Raw genomic sequence first — 20,959 nt, forward strand, 5'->3', positions numbered from 1 at the left:
ATCATAGGCTTGGCGGCGCGGAGTGTCACGCCTCCGCCAGGGCATGGGCGAACTCCTCGACCCCCTGCACCCCCGCCGGGGTCAGCGCGTAGGTGCCGCGCCCGACCCGCTCGAACCAGCCATAGACGTTGCGCAGCAGCATCGCCCCGACATCCTTCGGCGCCCCCGCCTTGCGCAGGGCGGCGACGGTCAGCGGCCCACCGCGCAGCAGGCGGGCGATGCGCAGCGCATCCTGGCGATAGGCGGTGACGATGGCGACGCGGGTGGAGCCGCCGCGGTTGGGATCACCGACCCGGCGGGCATGCTCGCCCAGCAGCCGTTGCGTGCGCTTCCTGTCCTTGCGCGGGGTGTAGGGGACGGGGTCGAGCAGCACCGTGACCTGCCGTCCCTCGGCCAGCCCCGGATCGACCATCAGCAGGCCGAGCCCGAGCCGCCGGCAGAGCTTCTTCACATCGCTGTCGAGGGGAGACGGCCCGGTCGCCTTGCGCCCCGGCTGCGGCACGGCGAGATAGACGCTGTCGCTGACCGCCAGCCGGTCCACCCCCTGGAGCACGAGGTCGAGGGTGAAGCGCTTTTTCAGCTCGACGATCACCGGCGGCTCGGCCCCGCGCGTGGCGACGAGATCGCAGCCATGGATCTCCGCCTTCACGTCATAGCCCTGGGCTTCGAGGAAGGACTTCACGGGCGCGTAGAGGTCGGTTTCGGCGGCGACGGTCATGCGTCAAAAGTCCGCCGAAAGCGGGAAGAGGTCGGCCGACACCGCCGGCAGGATGAGGGGCCGTGCGTTGCTTGAAGAATCCTCGAAGCGGTTCCCCCTCACCCCGCCCCTCTCCCCGGGGGGGAGAGGGAGATGGCTTTTAGAACAGGCGCTTACCGTTACCGAAGAGGCCGCATTTGTCGACCAACTCATCGTAAGCCTTGAAGGCTTCACGGTTTTCCTCAGTCCAGCGTTGCTTCTCGGCTTCGGTCATACGCGCTCTCTTGCGGTGCGCGCAAGCTTCCGACGCCGAAGAGTAGCGCCGATCATCGGGCGCCGTCACGCCGCCGTCTTCTGCTTGCGCAGGATGCCCAGGATGTCGGACGCCGCCTTCGGGATGTTGGTGCCCGGACCGTAGATGGCCGCGGCCCCCGCCTTGTAGAGGAAGTCGTAATCCTGCGGCGGGATCACGCCGCCGCACACCACCAGGATGTCGCCGGCGCCCTGCTTGCGCAGCTCCTCGATCAGCTGCGGCACCAGCGTCTTGTGGCCGGCGGCCTGGGACGACACGCCGATGACGTGGACGTCATTCTCCACCGCCTGCCGCGCCGCCTCGTCCGGGGTCTGGAACAGCGGGCCGATGTCGACGTCGAAGCCGATGTCGGCGAAGCTGGTGGCGATCACCTTGGCGCCGCGGTCGTGGCCGTCCTGGCCCATCTTCACCACCAGGATGCGCGGCCGGCGGCCTTCCTCGGCGGCGAAGGACGCCACCTCCTCCTGAATGCGCTTGAAGCCCTCGTCACCTTCATAGGCCGAGCCGTAGACGCCCGAGACCGAGCGGATGACCGCGACATGCCGGGTGAAGGCCTTCTCCAGCGCGTCGGAGATCTCGCCGACAGTGGCGCGGGCGCGGGTGGCCTCGACCGCCAGGGCCAGCAGGTTGCCGGTCTTCTCGGTCGCGGCCTTGGTCAGCGCCGCCAACGCCTCCTGGCATTTCGCCTCGTCGCGGCTGGCGCGGATCTGCTTCAGCCGGGCGATCTGCGCCTCGCGGACGGCGGTGTTGTCGATGTCCAGCACGTCCACCCCCTCGGGGTTCTCCGGACGGTACTTGTTGACGCCGACAATCACCTCCTCGCCACGGTCGATGGCGGCCTGGCGGCGGGCGGCGGCCTCCTCGATCAGCAGCTTGGGCATGCCGCTCTCGACCGCCTTGGTCATGCCGCCCATCTCCTCGACGCGGCCGATCAGCTCAAGGGCGGCGTTGGCGAGGCTGTGGGTCAGATGCTCGATGTAGTAGGAGCCGCCGAGCGGATCGACCACCTTGGTGACGCCGGTCTCCTCGGCGACGATCAGCTGGGTGTTGCGGGCGATGCGGGCGGAGAACTTGGTCGGCAGGCCGAGCGCCTCGTCGAAGGCGTTGGTGTGCAGCGACTGGGTGCCGCCCAGCACCGCCGCCATCGCCTCGACGGTGGTGCGGATGACGTTGTTGTAGGGGTCCTGCTCGGTCAGGCTGACGCCCGAGGTCTGGCAATGGGTGCGCAGCGCCAGCGAGCGCGCGTCCTTGGGCTGGAACTTCTCCTGCATCAGGGACGACCACAGCAGGCGCGCGGCGCGCAGCTTGGCGATCTCCATGAAGAAATTCATGCCGATGGAGAAGAAGAAGGACAGGCGCGGCGCGAACTTGTCGACCGGCAGACCCTTGGACATCGCGGCGCGGACATATTCGAGGCCGTCGGCGATGGTGAAGGCCAGTTCCTGCACCGCCGTGGCGCCCGCCTCTTGCATGTGGTAGCCGGAGATCGAGATCGAGTTGAACTTCGGCATGTGCTGGGAGGTGTACTCGATGATGTCGGCGATGATCCGCATCGAGGGTTCGGGCGGGTAGATGTAGGTGTTGCGGACCATGAACTCCTTGAGGATGTCGTTCTGGATGGTGCCGCTCAGCTTGTCCTGGGAAACACCCTGCTCCTCCGCCGCGACGATGTAGCCGGCGAGGATCGGCAGCACGGCGCCGTTCATCGTCATCGACACCGACATCTTGTCGAGCGGGATGTCCTGGAACAGGATCTTCATGTCCTCGACGCTATCGATGGCCACGCCGGCCTTGCCGACGTCGCCGACGACGCGGGGATGGTCGCTGTCGTAGCCGCGGTGGGTGGCGAGGTCGAAGGCCACCGACAGGCCCATCTGGCCGGCCTTCAGGTTGGCCTTGTAGAAGGCGTTCGATTCCTCGGCGGTGGAGAAGCCGGCATATTGCCGGATGGTCCAGGGCTTCACCGCGTACATCGTGGCGCGCGGGCCGCGGGTGAAGGGCGGGAAGCCGGGCAGCGTGTCCAGCTCCAGCCCTTCCAGATCGGCGGCGGTGTAGAGCGCCTTGACGTCCAGCCCTTCCGGGGTCTTCCAGACCAGCTTGGAGATGTCGCCGTCGGCGCCGAGATCCTTGGCGGCCAGCTTGTCCCAATCGGCAAGGGTCTTCTTCGGGAACTCGGTCATCGACGCCTCCTGATGGCTTCTTATGGGCGCAGGCAATGGTGGCAGTGCGTTTGCTCCCGACACCCCCCTCCACCCCCGGTGGACCGCGATCCAACCGGCGGGCGGAGGGGGGCTGGGGGTACGCTTCCTCTCGTTACATTTCTTCTTCTTATACGGTTACGCGAATTCCACGATCTTCTGATCGACCGCCAGGCTGCTGCCCGGGGCTGCGTGGATTTTCGCGACCGTTCCGTCCTGCGCAGCGCGCAGGATGTTCTCCATCTTCATCGCCTCGACCACGGCCAGCACCTCGCCGGCCTTGACCTCCTGGCCTTCCGACACCGCCAGCGACACCAGCAGGCCCGGCATCGGCGACAGCAGGAACTTCGACATGTCCGGCGGCGCCTTGACCGGCATCAGCGCGTCCAGCTTCGCCGCCTTCGGCGTCAGCACCTTGACGACCGCCTGCGAGCCGCTGTGGTGCAGGCGGTAGCCGACGCCGACGCGGTCGATCTGGACGCAGACAGGCGTGCCGTTGACCGTGCCGCGGAACAGCGGCTCGCCGATCCGCCAGTCGCTCCACACCGTGTGGTGCTTGCCGCCGATGTCGACGGTGTAGCCGATGCGCTGCGGGCCGCCCTCCGCCGGTTGCAGGTGCACCGGATGCTGGGTGCCGTCAAGCACCACCACCCAATCGTCGCGCACCGTCACCTTGTTGCCGGCCATCTTGCCGGAGATCTGGATGTCGCGGTCGTTCAGGCTGCGGTGGATCACCGCCGCCACCGCGATCAGCACCGCCGGGTCTTCCGGCGGCAGGTCCGAGGCGTGGAAACCGGTCGGATATTCCTCGGCGATGAAGTTGGTGGTCAGCCGCCCGTCGACGAAGCGCTGGTTCGCCATCAGCGAGGCCAGGAACGGGATGTTGTGGCTGACGCCGCGGATGTAATACTGGTCCAGCGCCTCGCGCATGCCGGCGATCGCCGCGTCGCGCGTCGATCCCCAGGTGCAGAGCTTGGCGATCATCGGATCGTAATACATCGAGATCTCGCCGCCCTCATAGACGCCGGTGTCGACGCGGACATGCGGATCGGCGGCCGGCGGCCGGTAATGGGTCAGGCGGCCGGTGGAGGGCAGGAAATTGCGGAAGGGATCCTCCGCATAGACGCGCGCCTCGACGGCCCAGCCGGTCAGCTTCACATCGTCCTGGGTGATCGACAGCTTCTCGCCGTAGGCGACGCGGATCATCTGCTCGACGAGGTCGAGGCCGGTGATGAGCTCGGTGACCGGATGTTCGACCTGGAGACGGGTGTTCATCTCCAGGAAGTAGAAGTTGCGGTCGGCATCGACGATGAACTCGACCGTGCCGGCCGACTTGTATTGCACCGCGTTGGCAAGCGCGACGGCCTGCTCGCCCATCGCCTTGCGGGTGGCGGCGTCGAGGAACGGGCTCGGCGCCTCTTCGATGACCTTCTGGTGGCGGCGCTGGATCGAGCATTCACGCTCGCCCAGATACAGGCAGGTGCCCTGCCCGTCGGCCAGAACCTGGATTTCGATGTGGCGCGGCTGCTGGATGTACTTCTCGACGAAGACGCGGTCGTCGGCGAAGCTGGAGCGCGCCTCGTTCTGGGCCGAGCGGAAGCCCTCGCGGGCCTCCTCGTCGTTCCAGGCCACGCGCATACCCTTGCCGCCGCCGCCGGCCGACGCCTTGATCATCACCGGATAGCCGATGTCGCGGGCGATGGTCACCGCCTCGCTGTCGTCGGCGATGACGCCGAGATAGCCGGGGACGGTCGACACGCCGGCGGCCTTCGCCAGCTTCTTGGACTCGATCTTGTCGCCCATCGCCTGGATGGCGTGGGCGTCCGGGCCGATGAAGGCGATGCCGGCGGCGGCGAGCGCCTCCTGGAACTCGCGCTTTTCCGACAGGAAGCCGTAGCCGGGATGAACCGCCTGGGCGCCGGTCCGCTTGCAGGCGTCGACGATGCGGTCGACCAGCAGATAGCTCTGGGCCGACGGGGCGGCACCGATATGGATGGCCTCGTCGGCCATCTCGACATGGAGCGCGTTCTTGTCGGCGTCGGAATAGACCGCGACGGTCTTGATGCCCATGCGGCGTGCCGTGCGGATGACGCGGCAGGCGATCTCGCCACGGTTGGCGATGAGGATCTTCTCGAACATGCTGCCGGCCCTCACAGCGGAATGTTGTCGTGCTTGCGCCAGGGGTTCTGGAGCTGCTTGTTCTTCAGCATGGACAGCGCCTTCGTGATGCGGCGGCGGGTTCCGTGCGGCATGATGACGTCGTCGATGTAACCGCGCGACGCGGCGACGAAGGGATTGGCGAATTTCTGCTTGTACTCTTCCGTACGCGCCTCGATCTTCTCGGCGTCGCCGATGTCGCCGCGGAAGATGATCTCCACGGCACCCTTGGCGCCCATCACCGCGATTTCAGCCGACGGCCAGGCATAGTTGACGTCGCCGCGCAGATGCTTGGACGACATCACGTCGTACGCGCCACCGTACGCCTTGCGGGTGATGACCGTCACCTTCGGCACGGTGGCCTCGGCGTACGCGTACAGCAGCTTGGCGCCGTGCTTGATGATGCCGCCATATTCCTGGCTGGTGCCGGGCATGAAGCCGGGGACGTCGACCAGGGTCAGGATCGGGATTTCAAAGGCGTCGCAGAAGCGGACGAAGCGCGCCGCCTTCTTCGAGCTGTCGATGTCCAGGCAACCGGCCAGGACCATCGGCTGGTTGGCGACGATGCCGACCGTGGAGCCGTTCATCCGGGCGAAGCCGATGATGATGTTCTTGGCGTATTCCGGCTGGAGCTCGAAGAAGTCGCCCTCGTCGACGATCTTGAGGATCAGCTCCTTCATGTCGTAGGGCTTGTTCGGGTTCTCCGGAACCAGCGTGTCGAGCGAGAAGTCCTCGCGGTCGAGCGGATCGGCGCAGGGGCGGGCCGGCGCCTTCTCCCGGTTGGAGGAGGGCAGGAAATCGATGAAGCGGCGCAGTTGCAGCAGCGCCTCGACATCGTTCTCGAAGGCCAGATCGGCCACGCCCGACTTGGTGGAGTGGGTGACGGCGCCGCCCAGCTCCTCGGCGGTCACGACCTCGTGGGTGACGGTCTTCACCACGTCGGGACCGGTGACGAACATGTAGGAGCTGTCCTTCACCATGAAGATGAAGTCGGTCATCGCCGGCGAGTACACAGCACCGCCGGCGCACGGCCCCATGATGAGGGAAATCTGCGGGATGACGCCCGACGCGTCGACGTTGCGCTGGAACACCTCGGCATAGCCGCCCAGCGAGGCCACACCCTCCTGGATGCGGGCGCCGCCGCTGTCGTTCAGGCCGATGACCGGGGCGCCGACCTTCAGCGCCTGGTCCATGATCTTGCAGATCTTCTCGGCATGCGCTTCCGACAGCGCACCGCCGAAGACCGTGAAGTCCTGGCTGAAGACGAAGACGAGGCGGCCGTTGACGGTGCCGTGGCCGGTCACGACGCCGTCGCCCGGAACCTTCTGGTTTTCCATGCCGAAGTCGATGCAGCGATGTTCGACGAACATGTCGAACTCCTCGAACGACCCTTCGTCGAGGAACAGCTCGATCCGCTCGCGCGCGGTCAGCTTGCCTTTGGCGTGCTGGCCGGCGATGCGCTTCTCACCGCCGCCCAGCCGCGCCGCGGCGCGCTTGGACTCCAACTTGGCCAGAATGTCTTGCATCGGGCGTTCCCATTCCTTGGCGTCGCAGTGACGGTCCCCGCTCCGGCGGCAAGCGACGCAATCATTCACCGGAACGCCGCGGATTATTCACAAACTTCGCAGCGCTTCAAACAGCCTCTTCGCAAAAAGGTGCGAAGTTGCGAAGCCTTTTGCAATTGCGGCTTGGCGATTGCTAAGATTGCGAAGAACGGCTGATTTCCAAGGCCGTCCGGCGGGCGGGATTTTATACGCATGCAAAAGAAGCTATTCCTTGGATACAAGCTGCGCCGCCTGCGCGAACAGCGCGGCCTGACCCAGTCGTCGCTGGCCAAGACCCTGGAGCTTTCCCCCAGTTATCTCAACCAGTTGGAGAACAACCAGCGCCCGCTGACCCTGCCGGTGCTGATGCGGATCGCCGCCACCTTCGAGCTGGAACTGTCGGCCTTCCTGGAGGACGAGGACAGCCGGCTGGTCTCCGACCTGCGCGAGGCATTGGCCGACCCGCTGTTCGCCGGAGCCCCCCTGACCGCCGGCGAACTGCGCAGCGTGGTCGGGTCCAGCCCCGAACTGGCCCGCCGGGTGCTCAGCCTGCATCAGGCTTATCAGAAGCTGCATGAGCGGGTGCAGTCGCTGGCCGACAGCCTGTCCAACCGCGAACAGGGCGATAGTTTCGCCGGGCCGCAATTCCCCTATGAGGAGGTGCGGGACTATTTCCACTATTGCAACAATTACATCGGTCCGCTCGACGAGGCGGCGGAACGGCTGTGGGATACCGAGAAGATCCATTCCGGATCGCTGCTGAACGAACTCGCCGCCTATCTGAAACGCCGCCATGACGTGCGGGTGAAGATCGTCGCCGACGAGGCGGGCGACACCGCCATGCGCAGCTACGACGCCTCCACCGGCACGCTGCGGCTGTCGGCCTTGCTGACCAGCTCCAGCCGCGCCTTCCACATGGCGAACCAGATCGCGCTGCTGGAGTTCGGCGACCAGATCGACGAGCTGGTCGATCAGGCGAAATTCTCCAGCGAGGATGCCCGGTCGATCTGCCGGGTCGGGCTCGCCAATTATTTCGCCGGCGCGCTGGTCCTGCCCTACCGCGCCTTCGCGGCGCAGGCCCGCGCCCTGCGCCACGACGTGGAGCAGCTGCAAAGCCGATTCTCCGCCAGCTTCGAGCAGGTCTGCCACCGGCTGTCCACCCTGCAACGGCCGGGCGCGCGCGGCCTGCCCTTCTATTTCGTGCGGGTCGACATGGCGGGCAACATCACCAAGCGCCATTCGGCCACCCGTTTCCATTTCGCCCGCTTCGGCGGCGCCTGCCCCTTGTGGAACGTGCATGAGGCCTTCGCCCAGCCCGGCAAGATCCTGGTGCAGTTCGCCCAGATGCCCGACCGCACCGCCTATATCAGCATCGCCCGCACGGTGACCAAGCGCGGCGGCGCCTATCTGAAGCCGTCACGGCAGTTCGCGGTCGGGCTCGGCTGCGAGGCCAGCCACGCGCCGGAGCTGGTCTATGCCGCCGGCATCGACATCACCGACATGAAGGCCGCCGTGCCGATCGGCGTCAATTGCCGCCTGTGCGAGCGCACCGACTGCCAGCAGCGCGCCTTCCCGCCGATCGGCAGCGAATTGCGGGTCAACGAACATCACCGGAGCTTCGTCCCCTACCTGTTCAACCCGCCGGACATGCCGCCCCGCTGACTGCACCCGCCATGCGAGCGACGGGTTGGCCCGCGACTTGCTGAGAACCGGTCGCAAGACCGGAAAGGCTGTGCCTTCGGGCATTTTCGGGACCGGTCGCTGCAAGCTGCTTCGCATTTTGCCAATGGCGGGCCATGGACGGAGACATTCTGCATCACGCCCCCGACCGGCGGGGCACGGCCTTCGCTCCCGAGGCGCTGGCCCGCATGCTGTCGGTGTCGACCGCGGCCCTCGCTCAGGGACGGGGCGTCGCGCTGGACGTGAGCGTGCTGACCGGCACGCCGCCGCGGCTGGTGGGCGATGCGGAGACCGCCGGCGCGCTGTGCAATGCGCTGACCGCCAGCGCCATCACCAGCGCCGGCCCCGGCCGCCTCGCTATCCGCCTGTCGGCCCTGCCGGCGGGGGAGGAGCGGGTGACCCTGCGGGCCGAACTGACCGGCCGCTTCGAGATCAATGGCGGAAACGGCTTTTGTCAGGAACTCGCCCGCCGGCTGCTGGCGGCGCTGGGTGCCCAGATGACCGTGGATCATGGGGCGGACGGGATGCACCGGGCGATCCTCGACATGCCGGTCGCCCTGCCGTCGCGCACCACCGATGCCGAGCGGCTGATGAGCTGGGCGCGCTCACGCGGCGGCCGGCTGCTGGTGGTGGACGACAGCGCCACCAACCGCATGGTGGTCGCTGGGCTGCTCGCCAAGGCCGGCTTCTCGGTCGAGACCGCCAATGGCGGGGCGGAGGCGGTCGAAGCCGTCGCCCAGGCGCCGGTGCCGCCCGAAGCGGTGCTGATGGATGTGGCCATGCCCGACATGGACGGGGTCACGGCCACCGCCACCATCCGCCGGATGGGCGACGAGCGGGCGCGAATCCCGATCATCGCCGTCACCGCAAACGCCCAGCCGGAGGACCGCATCCGCTGTCTGGCCGCGGGCATGAACGATTACCTCACCAAGCCGGTCCGCCGTGCCGACCTGCTGGGCGCCCTGGAACGCTGGCTGGCGCCGCAACCGGCCTGACGATTCAGAAGGACGAGTCCGGCTCCCTCAGGAACGCCTCTTCCTCCGCCGTGCTGGGACGGCCGAGGAGCGCGTTGCGGTGGGGGAAGCGGCCGAAGCGCTCAATGATCTCGCGGTGGCGCCGGGCATAGCGCAGCGTCTCCTCGTCGCCCACCCGCTCGGTGAACAGGGCGACCGAGCGCTCCTGGCTCTCCCTGTCCTCATGATGCTCGAAGGGCAGATAGAGGAAGATCCGCTCGTCGGTGGTGCATTCCAGGTCGAAGCCGTTGGCGACGGCATGGTCGCTGACCGTCCGCGCCTTGTCGTCGGTGGCGAAGGCGCGCGCGTCGTCGCGGAACATGTTGCGCGGCACCTGATCCAACAGGACGCACAGCGCGATGCAGCCGTCGACGTCCTCCATCCAATGATCGTAGTCGCCGCGGGCCGCCGCCCGGTGATGCGGGCCCAGCGTGTCGGCGACCGCCCGGTCGAAGCTGGCCGATCTGCGGAACCAGTAGGGCTTCATCGCCTCGTCGAACCAGAAATCGACGATCTCGTCGATCAGACTGTCCACCATTGTCTTCTCCACACCCGTTTCCGACACCCGACGAACCTGCCCCCCAAACAAGAACAGGGCGCCCGGTGGGGCGCCCTGTTCATGTCCTAAATCACCTCACCGAACCGTCAGGCTCAGTGCAGCGTGCTCCACAGCTTGCGCTTGGTGGCGTACATCAGCCCGGCCAGCACCAGCAGGAACAGGATGACCTTGACGCCCATCTGCTTGCGGGCATCGAGGTGCGGTTCCGCGACGAAGGTCAGGAAGGTCGCAACGTCATGCGCCTGCTGCTCCACCGTCGCCTTGGTGCCGTCGGCGAAGGTGACGCCGTCGGGCTGCAGGATGTTCGGCATGCCGACCTGATGGCCGGGGAACACCTTGTTGTAGTTCATGCCCGGCATCAGGTTGACGCCGGCCGGCGCCTCCTCGAAACCGGTCAGGAAGGCGTAGATGTAATCCTCGCCGCCGACGCGGGCCTTCGCCATCAGCGACAGGTCCGGCGGCAGGGCGCCGTTGTTCGACGCGCGGGCCGCCTGGTCGTTGGCGAACGGCGACGGGAAGCGGTCGGCCGGAAGACCCGGACGCATGAACATCTCGCCCGCGTCGTTCGGACCGGCCTGCACCTCATAGCCGGCAGCGATCCCCTTCAGCTCGTCTTCCTTGAAGCCGATGCCCGCCAGCGTGCGGATCGGCACCAGACGCATGGAATGGCAGGCCGAGCAGACCTCCTTGTAGATCTGGAAGCCGCGCTGCGCCGCCGCCTTGTCGATGGTGCCGAAGATGCCGGCATGCGCCCAGTTCTGCTTGGGGATGTGCACAGCTTCGGAGGCCTGCGCGGCTCCGGCGATGCCGAGAGCCAGCGCCGCCGAAAGGATTGCAGTCTTCAACGCGCGCATCAGGCCTTCTCCATCGGCTTGGCATGGGCGCCGGCGGCGATGCCACCCCCGCCCTTCAGAACGGACTCGGAGATGCTGTTGGGAAGCGGACGCGGACGCTCCAGCTTGCCCAGCACCGGCAGCAGGACCAGGAAGTGGAAGAAGTAGTAGAAGGTGCCGATGCGCGCGATCAGCAGCCAGGAGCCCTCGGCCGGCATGGCGCCGGCATAGCCCAGGATCAGGGCGTCGATCGCCAGGATCCAGAAGAACTGGCGGTAGACCGGGCGGAACTTGCAGCTGCGGACCTTGGAGCGGTCGAGCCACGGCAGGAAGGCCAGCAGCGCGATCGAGCCGAACATCGCCAGCACGCCGCCCAGCTTGTCCGGGATCGCGCGCAGCATGGCGTAGAAGGGCAGGAAGTACCATTCCGGCACGATGTGCGCCGGGGTCACCAGCGGGTTGGCCGGGATGTAGTTGTCCGGATGGCCCATGTAGTTCGGCATGAAGAACACGAACACCGCGAAGATGATCAGGAAGATCACCACGGCGAAGCCGTCCTTGACCGTGACGTAGGGGTTGAACGGGACGGTGTCCTGCGGACCCTTGGCGTCGATGCCGAGCGGGTTGTTCGAGCCGCAGACATGCAGCGCCGCCGTGTGCAGGATCACCAGACCCAGCAGGACGAAGGGCAGCAGGAAGTGCAGCGCGAAGAAGCGGTTCAGCGTCGGGTTGTCGACCGAGAAGCCGCCCCACAGCAGGGTGACGATCGGGTCGCCGACGATCGGGAAGGCCGAGAACAGGTTGGTGATGACGGTGGCGCCCCAGAAGCTCATCTGGCCCCAGGGCAGCACGTAGCCCATGAAGGCGGTGCCCATCATGACGAGGAAGATGATGACGCCGAGGATCCACAGGATTTCACGCGGGGCCTTGTAGGAGCCGTAATAGAGCGCGCGGAACATGTGGATATAGACGGCGATGAAGAACATCGACGCGCCGTTGGCGTGGATGTAGCGGATCAGCCAGCCGTAATTCACGTCGCGCATGATGCGCTCGACCGAATCGAAGGCCAGCGAGGTGTGGGACGAGTACTGCATCGCCAGGAACAGGCCGGTGGCGATCATGATGACCAGCACGATGCCGGCAATCGCGCCGAACGCCCACAGATAGTTGACGTTCCGCGGCATCGGGTAATGGTTGTACTCGTGATCCAGCATCGTGAAGATCGGCAGGCGGCTGTCGATCCAGTTCACGACCGGATTCTTGAACTTGGTGGCTTGAGCCTGAGCCATCTCGGGGGTCTCCAGAACCGTTGGGCCGCGTTAACCGAGCCGGATCTTGGTATCGCCGGTGAAGGCGTACGTCGGAAGGACAAGGTTGGCGGGGGCCGGGCCCTTGCGGATGCGCCCAGCGGTGTCGTAGTGCGAGCCGTGGCAGGGGCAGAACCACCCGCCGTAGTCGCCGCGCGGATCGGTGACCTTCTGCCCGAGCGGAACGCAGCCCAGATGCGTGCAGATGCCGATGACGATCAGCCATTCAGGCTTCTTGACGCGGGCATCGTCGGCAACCGGATCGCGCAGGTCGCCCAGATTGACCTTCTTGGCGGACTCGATCTCCTCGGCGGTGCGGTGGCGGACAAAGACAGGCTTTCCGCGCCAGGTGACCGTGATCGCCTGACCTTCGGCCACGGGGGCCAGATCGACGTCGATGGAGGCAAGCGCCAGGGTGTCGGCCGCCGGGTTCAGGCTGTCGATGAAGGGCCAGGCCGCCGAGGCCGCCCCGACGACGCCGACCGCACCGGTGGCAAGATACAGAAAATCGCGGCGGGAACCCCCCTCGCCGCCGGAGGCCGCGTGGCCACCCGTCCCGGGCGGATGCGTGGTCTGAGCCATAAGCCTGTTTCTCCTCAAGGCATGCCCGACGCCCTTTGCCCGCGCCGGACGACCGATGGACCGTAATTACTGCATGACACGGCGAACCTGCCCGCCGGAAGGAAAACCCTCAGGCACGCCGCATCCATCCGGAGTGGGTATCTCCAGCTTTGAACCTGCGGTATACCGTCGCGTCGACATCTTGAACAGTCCTTGGCCGGGAGACAATTTGTCGCGTGTGCCGGGGCACACTATTTGTATGCAAAACAAACACTTTGAGGCAAGGCCCGCATTGCGTCTCGTCCTGTTCGAACCCGATATTCCGCAGAACACCGGCACCCTGATGCGACTCGCGGCAGGGCTGGGCGTGGCTCTCGACCTGATCGAACCTTGCGGCTTCCTGCTCGACGACCGCCGACTCCGGCGCGCCGGCATGGACTATCTCGACCATCTCGACTGGACCCGGCACAGCTCCTGGTCCGCCTACCGCGCGATACCCCAGAGGGGGCGGCTGGTGCTGCTGACCACGCGGGCGGCCATCCCCTACACCGGCTTCCGCTTCGCGCCCGACGACCGCATCCTGGTCGGCAGGGAAAGCGCCGGCGTGCCGGACGAGGTGCATGAGGCCGCCGACGCCCGGCTGGTGATCCCGATGGTGCCGCCCGCCCGCTCCTTGAACGTTGCGATCAGCGCGGCGATGGTGTTGGGTGAGGCCCTGCGGCAGACAGCCGCGTCCTAATTCTTGCGCACAGCCGGAAACGCCATGACTGCCGCAACTCCCGACGCCATCGAAGACCGCAAGGCCCGCGCCGCCGCCTGGTTCCGGGAGCTGCGCGACCGCATCTGCGCCGCCTTCGAGGCGCTGGAGGACGAGCTGACCGGCACCCATGCCGATCTGCCCCCCGGCCGGTTCGAGCGCAAGGGCTGGACCCGCCCCGACCATGACGGCGGCGAGGGCGGCGGCGGCACCATGTCGGTGATGAAGGGCCGGGTGTTCGAGAAGGTCGGGGTCAACATCTCGACGGTCCATGGCACCTTCAGCCCGGAATTCCGCGGCAACATCCCCGGTGCGGCGGAAACCGGCGCGTTCTGGGCGGCGGGGATCAGTCTGGTGGCGCACATGCGCTCGCCGCTGGTGCCGGCGACGCACATGAACACCCGCCACATCGTGACGACCCAGGGCTGGTTCGGCGGCGGCGCCGACCTGACGCCAATGGTGCCGGACGAGCAGGACACCGCCGATTTCCACGCCGGCCTGCGCGCCGCCTGCGACCGCCACGACCCGGACTATTACCCGCGCTACAAGGAATGGTGCGACCGCTACTTCCACCTGCCCCACCGCGGCGAGGCGCGCGGCGTCGGCGGCATCTTCTACGACCAGCTCGATTCGGGCGACTGGGAGGCGGATTTCGCCTTCACCCGCGACGTCGGCACCGCCTTCCTCGACACCTACGCCGCCCTGGTCCGCCGGCACATGAACCGCCCCTGGACCGCCGAGCAGCGCGAGCACCAGCTGATCCGCCGTGGCCGGTACGTGGAGTTCAACCTGCTCTACGACCGCGGCACCACCTTCGGCCTGAAGACCGGCGGCAACACCGAGGCGATCCTGATGAGCCTGCCGCCCGAGGTGAAGTGGCCGTGACCTAGCGGCCCGACCTAACGGCGCTGCCCCATCTGTGCCCCCACCTGCAGCCAGGGCGCCCAGGCCTGCCGCATCATCTCGCCCCACAGCCGCATCGGCGCCATCCACAGCTCGGCCATCCCGGCGGCGGACGCCATCTGGTCGGCAGCCGGCTTCCCGAGCCCCGCGAAGCCGGGGCCGGCCAGCAGCAGCGGGTTCATCACGGTGGGGGCGAACAGCTTGGCGACGGCGTCGAAGGACGGGGTGGCGCGGAACTGGATGGCGATCACCTCCGCACCGTCGTCACCGGCCTCGCGGTGGCGGATCTGGATTTCCAGGTTCGGCAGATGGGCGGTCAGAATCGTCTCGTCCGGCTTGCGGTCCATGGTCAGGCGCTCCAATCGGAAACGGGGCGGGATTTGCCCGAGCGAGGATAGGGTTTTCGCAACTGCGAAGAAACCCTCCCCGTAAGGCGTAACGGCAACCAATCCCCGTGCCGGCCGTTGATGGCCATATGGACAGCCCCCTTCCCTCCCCCGACGCCCCCTCGCCCGAAGCTCCGTCGCCCGAACAGGAAGCCGCCTGCGCCGGGCTGACCTACAGTTCCGACGAGATGCCGGGCATCCGGCGGCGGCGCTACGGCAAGGGCTTCCGCTTCCTCTGGCCAGACGGGAGGCAGGTGATGGAGGAGGAGACGCTGGACCGCATCAGGAAGCTGGCGATCCCGCCAGCTTACCGCGACGTCTGGATCTGCCCCGATCCCGACGGCCATCTCCAGGCGACCGGCCGCGACGCCAAGGGGCGCAAGCAGTACCGCTACCACCGGCGCTGGACCGAGCTGCGCGAGGGCACCAAGTTCGGCCGCATGCTGGATTTCTGCCGCGCCCTGCCCCCTCTGCGCGAGCGGGTGAACGCCGACCTCGGCCATCGCGGCCTGCCGCGCGAGAAGGTGCTGGCGGCGGTGGTGCGGCTGCTGGAGACCACGCTGATCCGCGTCGGCAACGAGACCTACGCCCGCGAGAATCAGAGCTACGGCCTGACCACCCTGCGCGACGACCATGCGGAGATCGAAGGAACGGAGGTCCGCTTCTCCTTCAAAGGCAAGTCCGGCAAGGAATGGAACGTCGCGCTGAAGGACCGGCGGCTGGCCCGCGTCGTCGCCGCCTGCCGCGACGTGCCCGGCGACGAGCTGTTCCAGTATCTCGACCGCGACGGCCAGCGTCACGCCGTGACCTCCGGCGACGTCAACGCCTATCTGCGCGAGGCGACCGGCGCCGATTTCACCGCCAAGGACTTCCGCACCTGGGCCGGCACGGTGCTGGCCGCCATGGCTTTGCGGGAGTTCGAGAGCTTCGACAGCGCCAGCGCCGCCAAGCGCAACGTCACCCGCGCCATCGAGCAGGTCGCCACCCGGCTGGGCAACACCCCCAGCGTCTGCCGCAAGAGCTACGTCCACCCCGAAGTGCTGGACGCCTATCTGGAGGGCGGCCTGCTGGATTCGCTGAAGCGCGAGGTCGAGGCGGAGCTGCGCGACGAACTGGCCGGCCTGAGCGGCGAGGAAGCCGCGGTGCTGGCCTTCCTGCGCGAAAGGCTGGAGCGCGAGACGGCGGCCCGGACGCGGGAAGGAGCGCGGCGGAAGAATTAGGGGCGTCCCTTGGGGACGTCCCTCTCAAACCGCCTCGGCCGTCTCCGTCACCGGCAGCAGGCGGCGCATGACCAGACACACCAGATCGCCGGCGATCGCGCCGTCCGCACCGACATGCCCCTGCACCGCGCGCAGAACCGTCTCCGTGCGGTCGCGAACCGACATGCCGCGGCTTTGGGCCAGGGCGGCGGCGAGGCGCTCCTCGCCGAAGGGGGCGCGCTGGGCATCGACGGAGTGCAGAACACCGCCCGTGCACAGGAACAGCGTCTCGTCCTGGTTCAGCACCACGGTCGCCTCGAGGTAGGGGGCGCCGCGGCGCACGCCCAGGGCGGGGCCGCCGATCTCCGACAGGAACTGCACCGTGCCGTCGACCGCGATGCGCGCGGCGCCGCGATGGCCGGCGGAGGCATGCACCAGGGCGCCGGTGACGCGGTCGTAAACGGCGACGAAGGCGGTGGCGAAGCCGTTGAAGGGACTTTCGCCGCACAGCCGTTCGTTGGCATGGGTCAGGATCGCCGCCGGGCCGACGCCGGGACGCGCCGCCTCGCGGATGGCGCCACGCACCATCAGCATCAGGAAGGCCGCCGGCACGCCGCCGCCCGACACGCCGGCGGCGACCAGCAGGCTGTGGCGCTCGTCCAGCTCGATCACGTCGTAGAAATCGCCGCTGACCGCATGGCCGGGCACCAGGATGCCGTAGAACTGGCTGTCGCGGCCGACCGGCAACTGGCGCGGCAGCAGGCCGGACTGCACGTCGCGGGCGGCGCGCTGCTCCTCCTCGATCAGCTGTTCGGCAGCGGCCAGCTTCTCGCTCTTGGTTTCCAGCTCCGCCCCGCGCATCACCAGCTGGGCGTCGAGGGTCTCCTCTCGCGCGCTCGCCTCCATCGCCATGCGGCGGAAGACGCGGGACAGGCGGCCGAACTCGTCATCGCGGTCGGCGGCCTCGTTCAGGGTGAGGGGGTTGAAGCGCCCGGCCTCCACCGCCTTGACCGCCTCGCTCAGCCGCTCCACCGGCGCCATCTGGTCGCGGGCGAAACGCAGGCAGGCATAGACGCCGAGCGCCAGCACGAAGATGCCGACGAGCCCGCCGATCTTCAGCTGGCGGCTCAGCATCGCGCCCGGCTCGGTATAAGGAACGCGGACCACCGCCACCGTCGGCACGCCGGCCGCGGAAGCAGGGGCGACGGCGGGGCCGGCATATCTGATCGGCGCCAGCGCCAGCAGGCTGCCGCCCGACAGGCGGACGGTCACGTCGGAACCGGGCAGCACCGCCTTGGCCGCGGCGGTGTCGGCCTCGGACAGCGGGTTGCCGGCGCCATCGGCCATCACGGCGCCACGGGCCAGCACCCGGCCGTCGCGGTCGAGCAGCCATGCCGCCTCGACCGCACGGGTGGCGAGCAGACCGTCGATCAGCCCATCGGTCCCCGACTTGCGCAGCAGCTCGCCCAGCCGCCGCACATCGGCGCCGACCTGGACGATGCGCGGCTTGTCGACGCCGGCCACCCCGGCGAACTTCATCAGCTTGCCGTTTTCCATCGCCGGTTCGGAAACCACCGAAGCGGGAGAACGGTTCAGCAAACCGTTATAGGCGCCGTGGCGCGGACCGCCCTTGGCATCCTGGCCGAACAGCGGGTCGGGGCCGGGCAGATTGTGCAGATAGGCCCGGCCGCGGTTGTCGGTGATCCACATCTCGTCCGGACCGCCGGCCTCGGCGATCTGCTTCAGCCGGTCGTTGATGGCGCGCGGCGCCAGCTTCGCCGTTTCCGCCAGCGCCACCAGATGGGCGGTCAGCGTCGCTTCCGACAAAAGCCGTTCAGACAGCAGCGCGTCGGCCTCCTGCGGGATGTCGCGGGCCTGGGCGGCACCGCGGGCGAGAAGGCCGGCGGCCAGCCGCGCCTCGGTCCCGATCCGCTCGGTCAGGGCGGCGCGCGTGGTGAAGGCCATCGCCGTGGTGACCGCCACCACCGCCAGCAGCACCAGACCGGTGACCAGCAGGATCAAACGCTGTTGGAACGTCATGGGATTGCGCCCGCCCCCTGTCGCGGAAGTAGATGGCTGTTGCCACCGCTTCTACCGGTCCGGGACGCGCAAGTCCAGGCGCCGGGGCGTCACACCGATCATGTCACGGCGACGGATGGACGCAGCGGCCCTTGCGCCCGGCCTGGAGGCGGTCCACGCAAGATTCGACCGCAGGCGCGACATTATCTCTTTCGTAACCAGATGGTCCGTAAGACGGAAAGACCTGCCGCCTTTCCGCTGGCCGCCTTCCTGCTGGTGCACGCCGATGCCGATGAATGTCCTGGAAATCGCCGTCTATGCCATGGTCCTCACCGCCAGCCAGCCGCACCCCTACGAATGCGTCGCGGTGAAGCCGGAGGGGGTGAACTGCACCAACGGCCTGTCGGCCAAGCCCGATGGCCCGAACCTGCTGTTCAACACCGGCGTCCAGGTGATGAAGGACCGTCAGGGCCGCGTGCAGCTGAGCAACGGGCTGCAAACCCGCTTCGACAGCTCCGCCTGGGTGGAGTTCCAGGATGCGGGAAAGAAGCCGGTGGTCAGCGTCCGCAAGACCGGCCCGCTGCGCTTCAAATTCTCTAACGGCTTCCAGTGCGAGGCGATGGGCAACCCGGAAGACATGGCCCGCTGCTACAAGCCCTGACGGCTGGCGTTCTTCAACGATTGATGCCGCGTCGCTCCATCTCGTCCTCGATGGCGCGGCGGTTCTGCCGGATCTGGCGCTGCTCCTCGCCCAGCCGGTCATACTGGCTGCGCAGGTCGCGGTCGGAATAGTCGCTGTAGGCGTTGCCGCGGCGGTTGCCGGACGATCCTTCATAGCGGCGCCCGTCGCGGTTCAGGTCGCGGTCGTCCGCCGCCCGGTCGTTGCGGTCCTGCGGATAGGCGTTGGGGTTGACGGCGCGGTTCAGCTGGTCCAGGGCCCCGCCCCAAACATTCTGGGATTGCCCGGTCTGGGCCAGCACCGGTGACGAGACGGCCAGGACGGCCACGGCAGCCAGGATGATCCTACGCATTGGACATATCCCCTCATGCGGTTGTCGTTTCCTTCTGACAACCGCCGGGGAACCGATCCGTCACGCCTCACACGGGGTCGGGGCCCAGGTTGCCGCGTCCATGCGGCGCGTCGAGATCCAGCTCCGGCCCCTTCGGCACGATGCCGGTCGGGTTGATGGTGGCGTGGCTGCCGTAGTAATGGCGCTTGATGTGGTCGAAATTCACCGTCCCGGCCACGCCCGGCACCTGATAGAGGTCGCGCAGATAGCCGGACAGGTGCGGATAGTCGGCGATCCGCCGCTGGTTGCACTTGAAATGCCCGACATAGACGGCGTCGAAGCGCACCAGCGTGGTGAACAGCCGCCAGTCCGCCTCGGTCAGCCGGTTGCCGACCAACCAGCGCCGGCTCGCCAGCCTGGCGTCGAGGTCGTCCAGCGCCGCGAACAGCGCGTCGAAGGCGGCCTCGTACTTGTCCTGGGAGGTCGCGAAGCCGGCCTTATAGACGCCGTTGTTGACGGCGTCATAGACGAAGGCGTTGACGCGGTCGATCTCCTCCGCCAGTTCCGCCGGGTAGAAATCGGCGCGCACGTCGGTGAAGGCGTCGAATTCGCGGTTGAGCATGCGGATGATCTCCGCCGACTCGTTGTTCACGATGCCGCCGGTCTTCCTGTCCCACAGGACCGGGACGGTCACCCGGCCGCTGTAGCCGGGCTTCGCCTTCAGATAGACCTCGTACAGCCGCCCGGCGCCGGTGACCGGCTCCGCTTCGGCGAAGGTCCAGCCCTCCGACAGCATCAGCGGTTCGACCACGCTGACGCCGATCACCCCGTCCAGCCGCTTCAGCTTGCGGAAGATCAGCGTGCGGTGCGCCCAGGGGCAGGCCAGCGACACCATCAGGTGATAACGCCCGGCCTCCGCCGGATAGGGGGTGGAGCCGTCGGCCGACACCCGGTCGCGGAACTGCGCCTCCGTCCGGACGAACGCGCCGCCTGTCTTCCTGGTGTCGTACCACTGGTCGCGCCACTGTCCATCGATCAGCAGGCCCACGGCTCCCTCCTCTTCTCTACTGTCTAACCGGCATCAACCGTGCAGCTTGGCGGTGATCTCGGCGACATGGCGGCCCTGGAAGCGGGCACCGTCGAGTTCGACCGCGCTCGGACGGCGCGAACCGTCGCCGCCGGCGATGGTGCTGGCGCCATAGGGCGAGTTGCCCATCACTTCCGAAACGCCCATCTGGCCCTGGAAGGAATAGGGAAGGCCGACGATCACCAGGCCCAGGTGCAGAAGCACGGTGTGGGTGCTGAGAATGGTGCTTTCCTGACCGCCATGCTGGGTGGCGGTGGAGGTGAAGACGCTGCCGACCTTGCCGTTCAGCGCCCCTTTGGCCCACAGCCCGCCGGTCTGGTCGAGGAAGTTCTTCATCTGCGACGCCATGTTGCCGTAGCGGGTCGGCGTGCCGATGATGATCGCGTCATACTGGGCCAGCTCATCGACGGTGGCGACGGGGATGTTGCTCTCGTCCTTGTAATGGGCGGACTGGCGGACGGCCTCCGGCACCAGTTCGGGCACGCGCTTCACCGCCACCTCGGTCCCGGCGACGGAGCGGGCGCCCTCGGCCACCGCCTGCGCCATCTCCGACACGTGACCCCAGCTGCTGTAATAGAGGACCAGAACCTTCGCCATCGTCGTCACTCCCTGTTCGGTTGAACGATGTTCGGTTGAACGATCACGTCGCCGCGGCCGGTGCCGGCCCGGCGGTGACACCAGAAATAGGGCGCGGCGGCGCTTCCGGTAATCCCGGATCTTGGCACCTCATTGTTTC

The 20,959-nt window shown here is 67.5% G+C and carries 20 protein-coding genes; 6 read left to right on the forward strand and 14 right to left on the reverse strand.

Annotated features, from left to right (window positions below):
• Positions 1–25: 25 nt before the first annotated feature.
• The 5 genes from E6C72_RS18975 to E6C72_RS18995 all read right to left on the reverse strand — a co-directional run bounded on the left by E6C72_RS18975 (position 26) and on the right by E6C72_RS18995 (position 6,891).
• Complete coding sequence (locus E6C72_RS18975) at positions 26–718, reverse strand: DUF2161 domain-containing phosphodiesterase (RefSeq protein WP_109443017.1); 693 nt, start codon at positions 716–718, stop codon at positions 26–28.
• A 139-nt stretch (positions 719–857) separates the two neighbouring features.
• Positions 858–971, reverse strand: a complete 114-nt coding sequence (locus E6C72_RS18980; protein WP_109443018.1) for a type II toxin-antitoxin system CcdA family antitoxin — start codon at positions 969–971, stop codon at positions 858–860.
• A gap of 65 nt (positions 972–1,036) precedes the next feature.
• A complete protein-coding gene (scpA, locus tag E6C72_RS18985; RefSeq protein ID WP_109443019.1) occupies positions 1,037–3,190 on the reverse strand; it encodes a methylmalonyl-CoA mutase in 2,154 nt (717 codons plus the stop codon).
• 156 nt (positions 3,191–3,346) lie between these two features.
• Positions 3,347–5,347 (reverse strand): acetyl/propionyl/methylcrotonyl-CoA carboxylase subunit alpha, encoded by a 2,001-nt coding sequence (locus E6C72_RS18990; RefSeq protein WP_109443020.1) that lies wholly within the window; start codon positions 5,345–5,347, stop codon positions 3,347–3,349.
• An 11-nt stretch (positions 5,348–5,358) separates the two neighbouring features.
• Positions 5,359–6,891 (reverse strand): acyl-CoA carboxylase subunit beta, encoded by a 1,533-nt coding sequence (locus tag E6C72_RS18995; protein WP_109443021.1) that lies wholly within the window; start codon positions 6,889–6,891, stop codon positions 5,359–5,361.
• A 231-nt stretch (positions 6,892–7,122) separates the two neighbouring features.
• Between E6C72_RS18995 and E6C72_RS19000 the strand changes: the two genes are divergently transcribed.
• Both E6C72_RS19000 and E6C72_RS19005 read left to right on the forward strand, forming a co-directional pair.
• Positions 7,123–8,571 (forward strand): short-chain fatty acyl-CoA regulator family protein, encoded by a 1,449-nt coding sequence (locus E6C72_RS19000; protein ID WP_109443022.1) that lies wholly within the window; start codon positions 7,123–7,125, stop codon positions 8,569–8,571.
• Positions 8,572–8,705: 134 nt separating this feature from the next.
• Complete coding sequence (locus E6C72_RS19005) at positions 8,706–9,584, forward strand: response regulator (protein WP_109443023.1); 879 nt, start codon at positions 8,706–8,708, stop codon at positions 9,582–9,584.
• Between the two features lie 4 nt (positions 9,585–9,588).
• Here the strand turns inward: E6C72_RS19005 and E6C72_RS19010 are convergent, their stop codons facing one another.
• From E6C72_RS19010 to petA, 4 genes are all read right to left on the reverse strand, one after another.
• The gene (locus E6C72_RS19010) at positions 9,589–10,140 is read right to left on the reverse strand and encodes a DUF924 family protein (RefSeq protein WP_109443024.1); all 552 of its coding nucleotides are present in this window, start codon (positions 10,138–10,140) and stop codon (positions 9,589–9,591) included.
• Between the two features lie 113 nt (positions 10,141–10,253).
• Positions 10,254–11,015: a cytochrome c1 gene (locus tag E6C72_RS19015; RefSeq protein ID WP_109443025.1), complete on the reverse strand. Its 762-nt coding sequence runs from the start codon at positions 11,013–11,015 to the stop codon at positions 10,254–10,256.
• Entirely contained in the window at positions 11,015–12,283 is a 1,269-nt protein-coding gene (locus E6C72_RS19020) for a cytochrome b N-terminal domain-containing protein (protein WP_109443026.1), read from the reverse strand. Before E6C72_RS19020 ends, E6C72_RS19015 begins: the two co-directional genes overlap by 1 nt.
• Before the next feature lie 30 nt (positions 12,284–12,313).
• A complete protein-coding gene (petA, locus tag E6C72_RS19025; protein WP_109443027.1) occupies positions 12,314–12,883 on the reverse strand; it encodes a ubiquinol-cytochrome c reductase iron-sulfur subunit in 570 nt (189 codons plus the stop codon).
• A gap of 271 nt (positions 12,884–13,154) precedes the next feature.
• Here petA and E6C72_RS19030 point away from each other — a divergent pair, with 271 nt between their 5' ends.
• Positions 13,155–13,601: a tRNA (cytidine(34)-2'-O)-methyltransferase gene (locus E6C72_RS19030; RefSeq protein ID WP_199228867.1), complete on the forward strand. Its 447-nt coding sequence runs from the start codon at positions 13,155–13,157 to the stop codon at positions 13,599–13,601.
• 24 nt (positions 13,602–13,625) lie between these two features.
• Positions 13,626–14,504 (forward strand): oxygen-dependent coproporphyrinogen oxidase, encoded by an 879-nt coding sequence (gene hemF / locus E6C72_RS19035; protein WP_109443029.1) that lies wholly within the window; start codon positions 13,626–13,628, stop codon positions 14,502–14,504.
• 14 nt (positions 14,505–14,518) lie between these two features.
• Here the strand turns inward: hemF and E6C72_RS19040 are convergent, their stop codons facing one another.
• Complete coding sequence (locus E6C72_RS19040) at positions 14,519–14,869, reverse strand: hypothetical protein (RefSeq protein WP_109443030.1); 351 nt, start codon at positions 14,867–14,869, stop codon at positions 14,519–14,521.
• A gap of 128 nt (positions 14,870–14,997) precedes the next feature.
• Between E6C72_RS19040 and E6C72_RS19045 the strand changes: the two genes are divergently transcribed.
• Complete coding sequence (locus E6C72_RS19045; RefSeq protein ID WP_109443031.1) at positions 14,998–16,128, forward strand: DNA topoisomerase IB; 1,131 nt, start codon at positions 14,998–15,000, stop codon at positions 16,126–16,128.
• A 24-nt stretch (positions 16,129–16,152) separates the two neighbouring features.
• On the opposite strand, the gene E6C72_RS19050 is transcribed toward E6C72_RS19045, so the two are convergent.
• Complete coding sequence (locus E6C72_RS19050; protein ID WP_109443032.1) at positions 16,153–18,147, reverse strand: PP2C family protein-serine/threonine phosphatase; 1,995 nt, start codon at positions 18,145–18,147, stop codon at positions 16,153–16,155.
• A gap of 265 nt (positions 18,148–18,412) precedes the next feature.
• Between E6C72_RS19050 and E6C72_RS19055 the strand changes: the two genes are divergently transcribed.
• Complete coding sequence (locus E6C72_RS19055; protein ID WP_109443033.1) at positions 18,413–18,787, forward strand: hypothetical protein; 375 nt, start codon at positions 18,413–18,415, stop codon at positions 18,785–18,787.
• A gap of 13 nt (positions 18,788–18,800) precedes the next feature.
• On the opposite strand, the gene E6C72_RS19060 is transcribed toward E6C72_RS19055, so the two are convergent.
• From E6C72_RS19060 to wrbA, 3 genes are all read right to left on the reverse strand, one after another.
• Positions 18,801–19,157: a hypothetical protein gene (locus E6C72_RS19060; protein ID WP_109443034.1), complete on the reverse strand. Its 357-nt coding sequence runs from the start codon at positions 19,155–19,157 to the stop codon at positions 18,801–18,803.
• Positions 19,158–19,224: 67 nt separating this feature from the next.
• On the reverse strand, positions 19,225–20,184 hold the full coding sequence (locus E6C72_RS19065; protein ID WP_109443035.1) for a glutathione S-transferase family protein: 960 nt from the start codon (positions 20,182–20,184) through the stop codon (positions 19,225–19,227).
• A gap of 33 nt (positions 20,185–20,217) precedes the next feature.
• On the reverse strand, positions 20,218–20,820 hold the full coding sequence (wrbA, locus tag E6C72_RS19070; RefSeq protein WP_109443036.1) for an NAD(P)H:quinone oxidoreductase: 603 nt from the start codon (positions 20,818–20,820) through the stop codon (positions 20,218–20,220).
• Positions 20,821–20,959 lie beyond the last annotated feature (139 nt).

Origin of the sequence: Azospirillum sp. TSH100 (genome assembly GCF_004923295.1) — a bacterium.
Classification (GTDB): Bacteria; Pseudomonadota; Alphaproteobacteria; order Azospirillales; family Azospirillaceae; genus Azospirillum.

Excerpts from the sequence above, each read along its gene's own strand:
- E6C72_RS19010 (WP_109443024.1), bottom strand. The coding sequence starts at position 10,140 with ATGGTGGACAGTCTGATCGACGAGATCGTCGATTTCTGGTTCGACGAG.
- E6C72_RS19000 (WP_109443022.1), top strand. The coding sequence starts at position 7,123 with ATGCAAAAGAAGCTATTCCTTGGATACAAGCTGCGCCGCCTGCGCGAA.
- E6C72_RS19045 (WP_109443031.1), top strand. The coding sequence starts at position 14,998 with ATGGACAGCCCCCTTCCCTCCCCCGACGCCCCCTCGCCCGAAGCTCCG.
- E6C72_RS18990 (WP_109443020.1), bottom strand. The coding sequence starts at position 5,347 with ATGTTCGAGAAGATCCTCATCGCCAACCGTGGCGAGATCGCCTGCCGC.
- E6C72_RS19050 (WP_109443032.1), bottom strand. The coding sequence starts at position 18,147 with ATGACGTTCCAACAGCGTTTGATCCTGCTGGTCACCGGTCTGGTGCTG.
- E6C72_RS19015 (WP_109443025.1), bottom strand. The coding sequence starts at position 11,015 with ATGCGCGCGTTGAAGACTGCAATCCTTTCGGCGGCGCTGGCTCTCGGC.
- E6C72_RS19055 (WP_109443033.1), top strand. The coding sequence starts at position 18,413 with ATGCCGATGAATGTCCTGGAAATCGCCGTCTATGCCATGGTCCTCACC.
- hemF (WP_109443029.1), top strand. The coding sequence starts at position 13,626 with ATGACTGCCGCAACTCCCGACGCCATCGAAGACCGCAAGGCCCGCGCC.
- E6C72_RS19020 (WP_109443026.1), bottom strand. The coding sequence starts at position 12,283 with ATGGCTCAGGCTCAAGCCACCAAGTTCAAGAATCCGGTCGTGAACTGG.
- wrbA (WP_109443036.1), bottom strand. The coding sequence starts at position 20,820 with ATGGCGAAGGTTCTGGTCCTCTATTACAGCAGCTGGGGTCACGTGTCG.
- petA (WP_109443027.1), bottom strand. The coding sequence starts at position 12,883 with ATGGCTCAGACCACGCATCCGCCCGGGACGGGTGGCCACGCGGCCTCC.
- E6C72_RS18980 (WP_109443018.1), bottom strand. The coding sequence starts at position 971 with ATGACCGAAGCCGAGAAGCAACGCTGGACTGAGGAAAACCGTGAAGCC.
- E6C72_RS19005 (WP_109443023.1), top strand. The coding sequence starts at position 8,706 with ATGGACGGAGACATTCTGCATCACGCCCCCGACCGGCGGGGCACGGCC.
- E6C72_RS18975 (WP_109443017.1), bottom strand. The coding sequence starts at position 718 with ATGACCGTCGCCGCCGAAACCGACCTCTACGCGCCCGTGAAGTCCTTC.
- E6C72_RS19060 (WP_109443034.1), bottom strand. The coding sequence starts at position 19,157 with ATGCGTAGGATCATCCTGGCTGCCGTGGCCGTCCTGGCCGTCTCGTCA.
- E6C72_RS19040 (WP_109443030.1), bottom strand. The coding sequence starts at position 14,869 with ATGGACCGCAAGCCGGACGAGACGATTCTGACCGCCCATCTGCCGAAC.
- E6C72_RS18995 (WP_109443021.1), bottom strand. The coding sequence starts at position 6,891 with ATGCAAGACATTCTGGCCAAGTTGGAGTCCAAGCGCGCCGCGGCGCGG.
- scpA (WP_109443019.1), bottom strand. The coding sequence starts at position 3,190 with ATGACCGAGTTCCCGAAGAAGACCCTTGCCGATTGGGACAAGCTGGCC.